This window comes from Sphingobium sp. B1D7B (assembly GCF_025961965.1).
Classification (GTDB): Bacteria; Pseudomonadota; Alphaproteobacteria; order Sphingomonadales; family Sphingomonadaceae; genus Sphingobium.
The window spans coordinates 1,619,435-1,632,444 of record NZ_JAOQOR010000001.1 but is presented as its reverse complement, the minus strand read 5'-3'; the positions used below and the strand labels follow the sequence as shown (position 1 = coordinate 1,632,444).

Annotated in this window: 11 protein-coding genes; 8 read left to right on the top strand and 3 right to left on the bottom strand. The window is 62.6% G+C overall.

The window, feature by feature from the left end:
- The first annotated feature begins 140 nt into the window (after positions 1-140).
- The 3 genes from M2336_RS07385 (at position 141) to M2336_RS07375 (ending at position 2,934) form a co-directional block, all read left to right on the top strand.
- The gene (locus M2336_RS07385) at positions 141-989 is read left to right on the top strand and encodes a TetR/AcrR family transcriptional regulator (RefSeq protein ID WP_264592762.1); all 849 of its coding nucleotides are present in this window, start codon (positions 141-143) and stop codon (positions 987-989) included.
- Between the two features lie 183 nt (positions 990-1,172).
- Entirely contained in the window at positions 1,173-2,177 is a 1,005-nt protein-coding gene (locus M2336_RS07380) for a Rieske 2Fe-2S domain-containing protein (RefSeq protein ID WP_181558779.1), read from the top strand.
- A 28-nt stretch (positions 2,178-2,205) separates the two neighbouring features.
- Complete coding sequence (locus M2336_RS07375) at positions 2,206-2,934, top strand: SDR family oxidoreductase (protein WP_264574511.1); 729 nt, start codon at positions 2,206-2,208, stop codon at positions 2,932-2,934.
- 93 nt (positions 2,935-3,027) lie between these two features.
- Here the strand turns inward: M2336_RS07375 and M2336_RS07370 are convergent, their stop codons facing one another.
- From M2336_RS07370 to M2336_RS07360, 3 genes are all read right to left on the bottom strand, one after another.
- Complete coding sequence (locus M2336_RS07370) at positions 3,028-4,020, bottom strand: amidohydrolase family protein (protein ID WP_264574510.1); 993 nt, start codon at positions 4,018-4,020, stop codon at positions 3,028-3,030.
- Complete coding sequence (locus M2336_RS07365) at positions 4,017-5,366, bottom strand: MFS transporter (RefSeq protein ID WP_264574509.1); 1,350 nt, start codon at positions 5,364-5,366, stop codon at positions 4,017-4,019. The genes M2336_RS07370 and M2336_RS07365 overlap by 4 nt, the downstream gene beginning before the upstream one ends.
- Positions 5,367-5,456: 90 nt before the next feature.
- The gene (locus M2336_RS07360) at positions 5,457-6,533 is read right to left on the bottom strand and encodes an alpha/beta hydrolase (protein WP_264574508.1); all 1,077 of its coding nucleotides are present in this window, start codon (positions 6,531-6,533) and stop codon (positions 5,457-5,459) included.
- A 244-nt stretch (positions 6,534-6,777) separates the two neighbouring features.
- Here M2336_RS07360 and M2336_RS07355 point away from each other — a divergent pair, with 244 nt between their 5' ends.
- Genes M2336_RS07355 through M2336_RS07335 form a run of 5 tightly spaced genes read left to right on the top strand, consistent with a single transcriptional unit; the run spans position 6,778 to position 12,989 of the window.
- Positions 6,778-9,105: an FdhF/YdeP family oxidoreductase gene (locus M2336_RS07355; protein WP_264574507.1), complete on the top strand. Its 2,328-nt coding sequence runs from the start codon at positions 6,778-6,780 to the stop codon at positions 9,103-9,105.
- Complete coding sequence (locus M2336_RS07350) at positions 9,102-9,974, top strand: cytochrome ubiquinol oxidase subunit II (RefSeq protein ID WP_264574506.1); 873 nt, start codon at positions 9,102-9,104, stop codon at positions 9,972-9,974. The genes M2336_RS07355 and M2336_RS07350 overlap by 4 nt, the downstream gene beginning before the upstream one ends.
- Positions 9,971-12,055 carry a cbb3-type cytochrome c oxidase subunit I gene (locus tag M2336_RS07345; RefSeq protein WP_264574505.1) on the top strand — a complete coding sequence of 695 codons (2,085 nt, stop codon included), beginning with the start codon at positions 9,971-9,973 and terminating at the stop codon, positions 12,053-12,055. The genes M2336_RS07350 and M2336_RS07345 overlap by 4 nt, the downstream gene beginning before the upstream one ends.
- Entirely contained in the window at positions 12,052-12,678 is a 627-nt protein-coding gene (locus M2336_RS07340) for a cytochrome c oxidase subunit 3 (RefSeq protein ID WP_264574504.1), read from the top strand. Before M2336_RS07345 ends, M2336_RS07340 begins: the two co-directional genes overlap by 4 nt.
- Positions 12,675-12,989, top strand: coding sequence for a cytochrome o ubiquinol/quinol oxidase subunit IV (locus M2336_RS07335; protein WP_264574503.1), 315 nt, complete (start codon positions 12,675-12,677; stop codon positions 12,987-12,989). Before M2336_RS07340 ends, M2336_RS07335 begins: the two co-directional genes overlap by 4 nt.
- Positions 12,990-13,010: the final 21 nt, after the last annotated feature.

Here is a 13,010-nt window from a genome sequence, read left to right as displayed (position 1 = left end):
GGCATGCGCCTCATAACCGGGGCTGGGATTAATTTCAATACGATTAGAATTTATTCTGAGCGTGATGTAGGCCGCCGCTCCCATCCTGCCGGCCTTTCGCGTAAACCGCGCGTCCGTAGAAAATGACAAGGGGACCGGCTATGGCTATGAACGCCCCGTATCGCGGGATGTCGGCCGGACTAACTGGTTGGCGTGCAAGCGGATTATGCGCAGGCAGAGTTTTCAAGGTGTCGGATAAATCCGATGCCCTTTCCAGGGTGGTTAAGATGGGCCGGAAGAAGGCGGAGAGCCAAAACAGCAGCGAGGGTGCCGAAACGAAGGGCGCGCGACCGGCCAAAAAGCGCTCGATCGGCCGTCCATCCGGGCAGCGTGGTATCGGCAAGAAGCTGTTGATCGACAAGACTGTCGAACTCCTGCGCCATGTGCCGCCCGAAAAGCTGTCCCTGTCCATGGCGGCGCGCAATGCCGGGGTACACCTCACCCTTTTCAAATATTATTTCACCGACCGAACCCGGTTGCTGGTCGACGTCGCGCGAACCCTGGCCGTCTCTTTGGGCGACGGCCTCGCCCAGACCGAAGCGGGATCCCTGCCGGCCGTGGAGCGGATAAAGATCAGAATCGACACGATGGTCGACTTCTTTTTCGTCAATCCTTTCTATCACCGGCTCATGACCGAGATTATCGCCGACGAGACCGATCCGCTCGCGGCTGAGCTGATCGCTTTGTGGGTGGGGAAGACGCTCGATATCTATCGCGACATTATCGACAAGGGCGTGGCGGAAGGGTCGTTGCGGAAGGTCGATCCCTACTTCACATTTTTCGCGATCATGGGGCTGTGCGAGCAATATCAGCACGCATCCCGCTTCGTCGAGCAAGGCAATTTGGCAGCAGGCGGCGCCCCTCATTCCGACGTGGCGGCAGAATATAAGGCCTTCGTCTATCAGCTCATGCTGAGTGGAATTGCGCTCGAGCCCGCCCGCACGGGCTGAGCCTCACGGCAGCATTACTCATCGGTGTTCGACGACGTTCCACCAGTGGGAGCGAGCGATGCCGCTCGTCCTGAGCATGAACATCCGCACGACGGCCGAGGCGGTACATATTTATAGTATCCTATAAAAAACTTTTCTTCTCATTTTGCGCGTGATAGGGAGCCCAAAACCAGGAGAATTGTGATGTCTGTTACGACGGTCGATGAGCAAGTGAACGCCTCACGCCAGCGCCCTTTTGCCGGCCAGGAATATGGCCGGGTCCCTGACGGCACCTATCTCAAGAACTGGAATCCGATCATGCTGGCCTCGGAGCTGGTGCAGGGAAAGATCGTCGGGAAGGATTTTCTCGGGACGCGCATCATCGTCTACCGCAACGAGCAGGGTGAGCCTGTCGTGCAGAGCGCCTACTGCCCCCATGTCGGCGCCGACCTGTCCGGCGGGGAAATAGTCGATGGCAAGGTGCGCTGCCCCTATCATCACTGGAAGTTCGCTGCCGATGGCCGATGCGCTGAAATTCCAGGCGAGACGATTATTCCCGGCGCCGCGAGGATCTACAATTATCCCGCTGCCGAGCGCTGGGGCATGATCTGGGCATTCAACGGAGAAGAGCCGCTCTATCCCCTTCCCGAGATGCCGAACCTTAGGGAAGACGAACTGGTCTACCGCGCGTTTCATAGAGGGCAGCGAGAGATCGAAGGGTGGATTGGCTCCTCGAATCTGGTGGACTTCCAGCATCTGTCCACCGTGCACGGCATCCCCGACCCAAACCCAGTGAGCGTGGTGTTCGAGGACTATCTCATTACCGTCCGGCAGGAATCCGTGACGCGCATCGCCGACACGCAGCTATGGGGCGCAACCTGGCTTACCGCGCATATGCAGTTTCCCAATGGCAGCGAGCGCTTGTTCATGGCAGGGAGTTCGCAGGTTGCGCCCGGCTGGTCCGACGCCTTCTTCGTCGTCGCCATGCGTCGGTCCGATGCGGAGAAGATGGGCGACCAGGCCGCGCAGGAAGAGTTGGATAACCGCATCGCCTATATGCACAAGCTATATGCGGAGGATGAGCCGATCCTCTTCAAGCTCCGTTTCCGGGGCTATGGCAAAAGCGCGCTCCTGAGGGCCGACAAATATTTCGGCCAGTTTCTCCAGTATCTTGAGAAATATCCCCGCTCCGCGCCCTTCGACGTCTGAGGACCGATCTGTAAAAAAGGGATGAGGAATGACTGAGGCTGGACGGGTTGCACTTGTGACCGGGGCAACCCAGGGCATCGGGTTCGAGATTGCCAGAGGCCTGGCAGAGCACGGCATGCGGGTGGTGATCGGCGCCCGCGATCCTGCGAGCGGGCAAAAGGCTGCCGAGGCCCTGTGCGATCAGGGCCTGGATGCCCATTATGTGATCATCGACGTGACCGATCGTGCATCGGTTCAGGCTGCGGCTGCGGTGCTAGCAGACCGCTTCAAGCGGCTCGACGTCCTGGTCAACAATGCCGGCATTTCCCTGGACAAGCACAGCCTGCCAAGCACCGCCGATCTCGACGAAATGCGCAGGGTGTACGAAACCAATGTCTTCGGCGTGGTGGCGGTCATCCAGGCGATGCTGCCGCTCCTCCGCCAATCGGACCGTGGCCGCATCGTCAACATGTCGACGGGCCTTGGCTCCCTTGCGCTGACCCGCGGGCCGGATGGGCCGATGGCGTTCAGTCGCCTCCTCGCCTACAACAGTTCAAAGACGGCCCTCAATGCCGTGACCGTGCAATTCGCGAACGAACTTGCCGGGACGCCGATCAAGATCAACGCGGCCAATCCGGGCCTATGCGCCACAGAGCTTTCTGGCGGCAAAGGCCAATCGCCGGTGGCGGGGGCGAAAGTCGCCATCTCCCTTGCTCTCCTGGACGCAGACGGGCCAACCGGCGGGCTTTTTGGTGAGGGTGGTCCAGTGCCATGGTAATGGCGCGCTTCCCCTCCCCGCGAAGAGGCGAAGTGCTGCCCCGTTGACCTGGCACGCGCCGGGTCGCATCGCGCATAAGAATGGCAGTGAGGCCTAAATCCCGAAGACGCGCCGCGCGGTTTCGCCAAGCACTGCTGCTCGCTCCGCCGCGCTGAGAAGGCGCGTCGCATCGATCCCATCGGCAACAATGCCGGCATAAGGCCTCGTGGTGTTTCCGTAATCGGACCCCCACATGAGGCGCGACGCCCCGAACACGTCTACGGCGGTACGAAGGAAATTCGCCGTGTCGATGCCTGCGCCCGCAAGCGCGTCGACATTCAGGCTGGTCCACTTGAAGGCGATCGTCTCGTGATCCTTCAGGGCCATGTGGGCAGGAAGCAGCCCGTCCTGGCTGCCTGTGCCTCCAGTCCAACCCAAATGTTCGAGGACGACCTGGCAGTCCGGGTAGCGGTCGGCCAGCTCGCGCACCGTCCGGAGGGCCGCCGACCGTGGGTCCATCCGCAGGTAGGTGATGCAGAGCGGGAGCTTTTCAGCCTGTGCCATCTGCCACAATGCCTGCGCGCCCGGTGACTTCAGCCAAGGCAGATCCCCGTCCCCATCGACAAAGCCGGTCAGGCGAATAGCCGAAACGTGCTTCGTCGGCAGGAGCGCCTGAAGCACGCTGCGACTTTGCGCCTGCGCAGGATTCAGGATGATCTCCGTGCGGATGCGGTCCCAATGGGCCTGCGCGACGTCGAGCAGATAGGTGTTATCGGTTTTGTAGGCGCCGCTGTACTGCACCCCGATCCCGGCCCTGATGCCCATCTTTTCCCAGAGGGGAAGCATCTTCTCGGGCGTAACAGGCGCATTGAGGACGCGTGCGCGCATCACCGCTTCCGGCTCACGGGCGTTGCGCATGTCCACCGGATAGTGCGCAAAATCAGCAGAGAAGAAATGGATATGGGCATCGATCATGCCCGCCGTTGCATCGGGCTGCGATGGCTGCAGCCGCGTTCGTGCCAGCGCCGGCCCTGCGACGAGGAGCGGCGGAACAGCTCCCAGCAGCGCCCTGCGCGAGAGGACGGCGGAGCGGCCGGGGGCGCTCATCGCACGCCCTTTGCCGTACGAGCCGACAACGCCGGCCCCGACACGATGACGTGGAAAAGGATCATGGCAATGGCCGTGAGCAGAAGCGGCGAAGCAACGATCATATAGATCCACAAGCCTGGGACCTGTGCCGCGAGCATCACGCCGCCAACGGCGGGACCGATCATGGAGGTTACCCGCCCGATCCCCCCGGCCCACCCGATACCCGTTGACCGCATGGAGGTGGGATAGCTTGAGGCAACAAGGGAATTCAGGCCCGCCTGGACGGCGATGACGAAGAAGCCATAAGCGAAACCCAGGAACCAGCCCAGCGCATGAAAGCTGCTCACGAAGTGGAAGCAGGTCATTGCGACAAATCCCAGCAGCGACATGAGCGCCAGTGACGGAGCAAGACCAAGGCGCTGCATGAGCAGGGTCAGCAGAATCGGCCCGGCGATAGCGCCGAACGCAGACACTGACGACATCCGCGCGGCGGCCCCGGTCTCTACGCCACCGAGAAGATGAAGGAAGCTCGGGAGCCAGGAGGTCAGTGTTGCCACCACGCACAGCGTGCTCCCCATGGCGACCCAGAGGAGCAACGTCATGGGTGCGCGACCGCTTCTGAACAGGCCGATCACCGGCGAGCCCTCATTACGCTCCTCGTTGGACACGAATATCGTGTCAGGCGCGAGTTGCAGGTCGGGAGCGATTTTTCCGAGGATCTGGGCGACGCGCGGATCCCGGGGATTGCGCGTCATCAGATACCGGCAGCTCTCCGGCAAACGAACATAAAGGTAGGGCACCAGCAAGAGAAGTGCGATGCCTCCGCCCCATAAGGCCGACTGCCACGAGTGAAAATGAACGAAACTCGGGCCAACAAGCCCGGCCACAGACGCGCCCAGGCCGTGGCCGATGTAAAGCCAGGTGAGCAACTTGCCGCGGCGGTTCTCCGGCATGAACTCGGTCGCCAGCGCGACAATGTTCGGCATCGTTCCGCCCATGGCTGCGAAGGCCAGAAAGCGCACAAGGGTGAACATTTCAAGCGTCTGGACAGCGGTCGACAGGAGCGTCAGCAGCCCGAAGAAGGTGGCACCGACCAGAATGATATTTCGACGGCCAATGCGATCGGCGAGAACGGGGATGGTGTAGAAGCCCAAGGCCATACCGGCTGCCTGCGCCGAGAACACATAGGCCATGGACGGAATGGGTATATCGAGGTCGCGGGCGATGACGGCCGCGAGGTTCGCAACGATATAGGCGTCATATCCTTCCAGGGCCATGAGGATGCCGCACAGGAGATAGATGGTCCAGCGGTAGCGACCCATCGTTGGGCGCTCGAGAATGCTATCAATCGACTGAACAGCCATGCAGATCCCCTCCGGCCCTCCACATATCGCAGAGCGCTCGCCAATCAGCTAACATCACAAATCGACACGGGCAATATATTCTATATAAATTTAATTATTTGGTCGTTTGCGCGACACTTCGCCCGCTGGCGTCGCGAGCTTGTGCTTCGCCAGGAAATTTTGAAGCAAATCTGCCACGGCGACATTATTGAGATCGGCAAAGGGGAGGTGCGTGTTGCCCTTGAGGCCCGCATTGGCAAGCTCGAGAATTTCCGCCTTGCCCCCATATTGATTGATGAGCTTTACGAACCGCCGGTTCAGCGGCAGCGCGAGTTGCGGACCGCGCGGTTGCGACAGATTGTCTCCCCAGACAAATTGCATGGGGATCTTTGCCAGTTTCTTGAATGTCTCGAGCGGCACGTAGACCGGGCCGTAGGGGCCTGGGGGCGAACCGTCATTCTCGCTCTCCGGTAGAACGAAGCCGACATTTTCGTAGGCGACGATCGCCTTCACGCGGTCGCTCTCAATCGCCGTGAGGAGAGCCCGGAGGCCGCCCGCCGAATTCGTGACCATGACCACCGGACCGGTCCGCTCGAGTGCGGCGGCTGCGGCATGCGCCTGCAAGGCGACGTTCTCCATCGTGTCATATTCGGCATAACGGGCCCGGCTAGCCTGCTCCCACGCGCGGGCGTCCGCGGTCGGAAACTGCACCCCGGGGTGCCACTTCATATAGCTGGGGCCAAACCGCCAGGCCGTGAAGGTCTCCTGGTCAGATCCCAAGCGCGGGGCTGACTCCGCCGTTTCACAGGGCAGATTCGCGCGGCCGACGCGGGGGCCATCCCAGAGATAGACCGGGAAATGCCGTCGCAGAAAGATGCTGTCAAAACCTTCACCGCCGTCCCACCGGTTTTTCCAGGCGGCGACGCTGGAGCTATGCCAAAAGAAGAGGCCAGTAGGGCCCGCATTCGCCGGGATTTGGTACTCCACATAGCCGTGATCACAGACAGTGGACTTGACGGCTGGGTCCCCGGCCCGTGTTCCTCCGGCTGCGAAGGAGCCTTGTCGCTCGATCATCAGCGGCGGCGGCCCCGCGTCCCTCGCGAGCGACGCGGATGGTCCCGTAATGACGAGTACCGCGACGAGGAGGCACCGCGCGACCTGACCGGGAAACATGTGATTGCGAGTCATCAACCTCTCCAAAGAGTTGACACCTGGAAGGTAAGCTTCATGCTCCAGCACAGACGCCATTCTCTCAACGTCTATATTATAATACTCTATAAATAATGGCAAGCAAACCTGCTTGTGCGCCTTCAGCGCATCAGCCGTGCCCCACCCATCGCTGAGTACGCCACCCTTCTCGACTTTCCCCAAACAGATCGGATCGCTCGCCGGTCCGAAGCGTTATGCTGCAAATGGCACGGGAGCGGGCACGATGGCGCATGAAGATGACCCCACGACGCAGGACGAGGACACCGTCCATTACGGCGGCCCCTCCGGCGGCTTTGGTTCGCTGAGCGGCGTCGCGCGCATCTTCGGCAAGGAGTGGGCAACGCCCATGGCGCTGGAGACATTGCGGCGCCAGAACAAGCCCGGCGGCTTCATGTGCGTCTCCTGCGCCTGGACCAAGCCGGAGCATCCCCACCCTGCCGAATTCTGCGAAAATGGCGCCAAGGCGACGCTGTGGGAGCTGACCACGCGCAGCTGCACACCGGACTTCTTCGCCAAGCACACGGTGACCGAATTACAGGCTTGGCAGGACTATGACCTTGAGCAGACCGGCCGGCTCACGCACCCTATGCGCTATGATCGGGCCAGCGATCGCTATATGCCGGTCAGCTGGGACGAGGCCTTCGCGGGCATCGGCGCTGAACTCAAGGCGCTCGATCCCAAGTCCACCGTCTTCTACGCCTCAGGCCGCGCCAGCCTGGAAACCTCTTATCTCTATGCCCTGTTCGCGCGGCTCTATGGCCACAACAATCTGCCCGACAGCTCCAACATGTGCCACGAAACGACCTCGGTCGGCCTGAAGAAAGTGACGGGGTCGCCGGTCGGCACCTGTCAGCTGAAAGATTTCGACCATTGCGACGCGATCTTCTTCTTTGGCCAAAATACCGGCACCAACAGCCCGCGTTTTCTCCATACGCTCAAGTCTGCGGTGGAGCGCGGCTGCAAGATCGTGACCTTCAATCCCGTCCGCGAGAAGGGGTTGATCGAGTTCGTCGATCCGCAGAACCCCGTTCAGATGGTGACGCAGAAGCGGACCGAGATTTCCTGCCTCTATTATCAGGTGAGGCCGGGCGGAGACATCGCCGCGATCATGGGGATGATCAAGCATGTCCTCGCGGACGAAGACCGCCAATGGGCCGAGCAAAAGCAGCATTTGCTGGATACGGACTTCATCGCACAGCACACGCATGGCTTCGAAGCCATGGTCGAGAAGGTCCGCGCGACCTCCTGGGCTGAGATCGAACAGGAGTCCGGCCTCAGCCGGTTTCATCTCGAAACGGCCGGGCAGATCTATTGCGACGCCAAGAAAGTCATCGGCATCTATGGCATGGGCGTCACCCAGCATGTCCATGGCTCGCAGACCATCGGCATGCTGGTCAACCTGCTGCTGCTGCGCGGGCATATCGGCGTCGAGGGGGCGGGCATCTCTCCAGTGCGCGGTCATTCGAACGTGCAGGGCCAGCGGACCGTCGGCATTTCGGAGAAGCCCGAACTCGTGCCGCTTGATCGGCTGAAAGAGCTGTTCGGCTTCGATCCGCCGACCGAGAAGGGCGTCAACACCGTCGAGGCCTGCGAGGGCATCATCGATGGCAGCATTCGCGCCTTCATCGGCCTGGGCGGCAATTTCGTCCGCGCCATCCCGGAGCGGGAGAAGATGGAGGCCGCGTGGACCAACATGCGGCTCACCGTCCAGATCGCCACCAAGCTCAACCGCAGCCATCTGATCAACGGCGAGGTCGCCTATCTCCTGCCCTGCCTCGGCCGCTCGGAGGAGGACATGCAGGCCGGCGGACCGCAGACCGTGACGATGGAGGATTCCCTCTCGATGATCCACGGCTCGGTCGGCAAGCGCAAGCCGGCGAGCGAGCATCTTCTCTCCGAACTCGCCATTGTGGCCGGCATGGCCAAGGCGACGCTGCCTGCGCGGCCAGCCGTCAAATGGGATGACTGGGTCGGCCATTACGGCCAGGTGCGCAACCTCATCGAGGCGACCTATCCGGACAAGTTCGCGGACTTCAACCAGCGCCTGTTCACGCCGGGCGGCTTCTTCAAGGGCAACAAGGCCCGCGAGCGGATCTGGCAGACGGAGAGCGGCAAGGCCGAGTTCACGACGCCGACGAGCCTCACCGCCATGGGCGTGCCCGATAAGGCGGGCCGCTACCGGCTCATCACCATGCGTTCGAACGATCAGTTCAACACAACGATCTATGGCTTCTCCGATCGCCTGCGCGGGATCGAGGGCACGCGCGACGTGCTGCTGATGAGCCCGCGCGACATTGAGGCAGCCGGGCTTGAGCCCGGGCAGGTCGTGGGCCTCGCCAGCGATGCGGACGATGGCATTGACCGGCAGGTGGGTGGGCTCACCGTGACCCCCTTCGATCTGCCGGAGGGCTGCGTCGGCGCTTATTATCCGGAGATGAACCCGCTCATCCCGCTCTGGTATCATGACAAAGCCTCCAAGACGCCGGCCGCCAAGGGTGTGCCGGTGCGGATCGTGGCGCAGTCGGCCACCGGAGGGGGACAGGCGGGATGAAGCGCAGTGGCGAAGGCGCTCGGGCGGTTCGCCCGGGCGCCGCGCTGCTCGGCCTGCCGCTGCTGCTCGGCGGATGCGAGGCACTGAAGCTCGGCGTGGTCAACCATGCCGGCCCTGTGGCGGCGGACCAGTGGCACCTTTTTCTTCAGCTTGCCATCGTGCTCATCTTCGTAGCGGGGCCCGTTTTCATCCTCGTCCCCCTCTTCGCCTGGCACTATCGCCTCTCCAACCGGGATGACGCCTATCGGCCCAATTGGGGATTTTCCTGGCCGCTCGAGCTGCTCATCTGGATCCCGCCGACCGCCATCGTCATCGGGCTCGGCGTCCTCCTGTGGAATGCGACGCACCGGCTCGACCCATACCGCTCGCTCGCGTCCAGCCAGCCGCCCCTGGAGGTGCAGGTGGTGGCGCTCGATTGGAAATGGCTCTTCATCTACCCCGAGGAGGGCATCGCGACTGTCAATCGGCTGGCCATCCCTGTGGGCCGGCCCGTCCATCTCAGCCTGACCAGCGGGACGGTGATGCAATCGCTACTGATCCCGCAGCTTGCCGGGCAAATCTATGCCATGGCCGGCATGCGCACGCAGTTGCATCTGGCCGCCAGTCGGGCCGGCGTCTTCCGCGGCCAGAACACGCAGTTCAACGGGAAAGGCTTTCAGAACCAGAAGTTCGACGTCGTGGCGCTGCCGCCGGCCGACTATCGCCGCTGGCTGGGCCAGGTGCGCGCCGTCCGCAGGCCGCTCGACGACAAGGCGCTGGCGGCGATCACCGCCCGCTCCATCGCCCCGCAACCCGCCTTGTTCTCATCCGTCCCGCCAGGCCTGTTCGAGCATATGATGATGTCGAGCACACAGGGGCAGGCCCATTGAGCGCGCCGCTGCTGCCGGCGCTGCTGGGGCGGTTCACTTGGGATGCGCTGCCCTTCGTGCGTGCTTGGGAAAATCCCAATGCGAATGAACTGATCGCTGCCGGAGCCGGAGCCATGGTGGTGGCCGGCGCGCTCTTCATGGTCGTGTTGATCACCCGCCTCGGCCGGTGGCGCTGGCTCTGGACGGAATGGCTCACCAGCCTCGATCACAAGAAGATCGGGATCATGTACATCGTGATCGCCCTGATCATGCTGGCGCGCGCGCTGATCGAGGCCAATCTGATGCGGTTGCAGCAGGCGGTGGCAATCGGCAATCCCGGCCTGGTTGCGCCCGAGCATTTTGCCGAGCTGTTCAGCACCCATGGCTCGATCATGATCTTCTTCATGGCGATGCCCTTCCTCACCGGGCTGATCAACTATCTGGTGCCGCTGCAGATCGGCGCGCGCGATGTCGCTTATCCGCTGCTCAACGCCATCGGCCTCTGGCTCACTGCGGCCGGCGCGGGGCTGATGATGGCGTCGCTGGTGATCGGCCGCTTCTCCACCGGCGGCTGGAGCGGCTATCCGCCGTTCACGGAGATCGGCTTCAATCCCGGCGTCGGGCCGGATTATTGGATCTGGGCCATCACTTTGGGCTCGATTGCCTCTACCCTGGCCGGCATCAACATCGCGGTCACCATCTACAAGATGCGCTGCCCGGGCATGACATTGATGCGGATGCCGCTGTTCGCCTGGACCAGCCTGTGCACCGCCATATTGATGATCTTCGCGATGCCGCCGCTGACGGTGGCGACGGTGCTGCTGGCGCTCGACCGCTATCTCGACTTCCACTTCTTCACCAACGCCCTTGGCGGCAACATGATGCATTATGCCAACCTGTTCTGGATGTTCGGCCATCCAGAGGTCTACATCGTCATCCTGCCGGCCTTCGGCATCTATTCCGAAGTGGTCTCCACCTTCTCCTCGAAGGAGCTGTACGGCTACAACTCGCTGGTGATCGCCACGATGGCGATTGCGGTGCTTTCCTTCACCGTCTGGCTGCATCATTTCTTCACCATGGGGCAGAGCCCGAGCCTGAACGCCGTGTTCGGCATCGCGACGATGGCGATCGGCGTGCCGACGGGGGTCAAGATCTACAACTGGATCTGGACGATGTTCCGCGGCGAAGTGCGCTTCACCACGCCCATGTGCTATGCGCTCGCCTTCATGATGACCTTCGTGCTCGGAGGGCTCACCGGCATCATCCTCGCCTTCCCGCCTCTCGATTACATCGTGCACAACACGCTGTTCCTCGTGGCGCATTTCCACAATATGCTGATTCCGGGCACGCTCTACGGCCTGCTCGCCGCCTATACCTTCTGGTTCCCCAAGGCGTTCGGCTTTCGGCTCGATGAGCGGTGGGGCAAGATATCCTGCGCCTGCTGGGTGATCGGCTTCTATCTCGCCTTCATGCCGCTTTACGTGCTGGGCGCTGCAGGCATGGCGCGCCGCACCCCCGCGGTGATGGAGACCGCCTACCGGCCCTGGCTCTATGCGGCGGAAGTCGGCGCGCTGGTGCTGTTCTGCGGCTTCGTGGCGCTGCTTGTCCAGCTCTGGGTGAGCCTGCGCAACCGCGCCGCCACCCGCGTCTTCGCAGGCGATCCCTGGGATGGGCGGGCGCTCGAATGGTCGATCGCGGCGCCGCCCCCCGCGTATAATTTCGCCCGGCTGCCGCAGGTCGACCAGCGCCACTGGTTCTTCGACGCCAAGCGCAACGGTACGCCTTATGTCAGGCCAGCCCATTACGAAGACATCGAGATGCCGAAAAACAGCGCCGTCGCGCCAATCATCGGGATGGCAAGCGCGGCAGCCGGCTTTGCCCTTGTCTGGCATATGTGGTGGCTGGCGATCCTTGGCCTGCTTGCGGTCGTTGCGACGGTGATCGCGCGCAGCTTCGCCCGCGACACGCACCGGCTGATCCCGGCCAGCGCGGTCGAACGGACGGAGCGGGCCTGGCTCGACGCGGTGGCGCGGGCGCGGCCCATCCCCCGCGAGATGGAGACGACCCCGGGGAATGCGGGCCTGGCCGAGGTGCACCCATGACCGCCGGTGAGACGAAACATCCCGGCCTCAATCTGGGCAGCACCGACGCGCAAGCCCATGAGGCGGCGGGCTCTGCCCTGTTCGGCTTCTGGGTGTTCCTGATGAGCGACGCCGTGATCTTCGCGCTGCTCTTCGCCACCTATGGCGTCATGCTCCCCGCAACCGCCGGCGGCCCAACTCCGGCAAGCGAATATAAGATCGGCCCGACCTTCCTTGAAACGCTGGTGCTGCTGACCAGCAGTCTCACCTACGGCCTGGCCTCGATCGCGATGAAGCATGGGGCGGCGCAGGCGCGCATCCAGACTTGGCTGGGGCTGACACTTGCCTTGGGGCTGCTCTTCCTGGGGCTGGAATTGCACGATTTTGCAACCATGATTGCCCATGGCGCCACGCCGATGCGCAGCGGCTTCCTCTCGGCCTTTTTCGCGCTGGTGCCCCTGCACGGCCTGCATGTGCTCGCCGGCAGCCTGTGGATTGTCGTGATGATGGCGCAGTTGCGGATCATCGGCCTTGATGCGCGCGTGAAGATCAACCTCCTGCGGCTCGGCCTGTTCTGGCACTTCCTCGACATCATATGGATCGCGATCTTCTCGACCGTCTATCTACCGGGGCTGATCCCATGAGTGAACGCCGAGACGATCCTCGCCGGGAGGCGCGCGGCTATGTGCTGGGCTATGCCGCCGCGCTCTTGCTGACCAGCGTCGCCTTTGCGCTCGTGCGCTGGCCGGTGCTCGGCAGCACCGCCACCTATGCGCTCGTGCTGGCCTTGGCGCTCATCCAGATTGTCGTGCAGTTTCGCTGCTTCCTCCACATCGGCCTCAAGCGCTCGACGCGTGACGACCTCCAGCTCATCCTCTTCTCCAGCCTGATCATCGCGCTCATGGTCGGCGGCACGCTGGTGATCCTGTTCAATCTGCGGATGCGGATGATGTGAGCGGGCGGTCGTTGCGGCGCC

Bases quoted from the DNA above. Each gene is read 5' to 3' on its own strand.
- M2336_RS07385 (WP_264592762.1), top strand. From the start codon at position 141: ATGGCTATGAACGCCCCGTATCGCGGGATGTCGGCCGGACTAACTGGT.
- M2336_RS07380 (WP_181558779.1), top strand. From the start codon at position 1,173: ATGTCTGTTACGACGGTCGATGAGCAAGTGAACGCCTCACGCCAGCGC.
- M2336_RS07375 (WP_264574511.1), top strand. From the start codon at position 2,206: ATGACTGAGGCTGGACGGGTTGCACTTGTGACCGGGGCAACCCAGGGC.
- M2336_RS07370 (WP_264574510.1), bottom strand. From the start codon at position 4,020: ATGAGCGCCCCCGGCCGCTCCGCCGTCCTCTCGCGCAGGGCGCTGCTG.
- M2336_RS07365 (WP_264574509.1), bottom strand. From the start codon at position 5,366: ATGGCTGTTCAGTCGATTGATAGCATTCTCGAGCGCCCAACGATGGGT.
- M2336_RS07360 (WP_264574508.1), bottom strand. From the start codon at position 6,533: ATGACTCGCAATCACATGTTTCCCGGTCAGGTCGCGCGGTGCCTCCTC.
- M2336_RS07355 (WP_264574507.1), top strand. From the start codon at position 6,778: ATGGCGCATGAAGATGACCCCACGACGCAGGACGAGGACACCGTCCAT.
- M2336_RS07350 (WP_264574506.1), top strand. From the start codon at position 9,102: ATGAAGCGCAGTGGCGAAGGCGCTCGGGCGGTTCGCCCGGGCGCCGCG.
- M2336_RS07340 (WP_264574504.1), top strand. From the start codon at position 12,052: ATGACCGCCGGTGAGACGAAACATCCCGGCCTCAATCTGGGCAGCACC.
- M2336_RS07335 (WP_264574503.1), top strand. From the start codon at position 12,675: ATGAGTGAACGCCGAGACGATCCTCGCCGGGAGGCGCGCGGCTATGTG.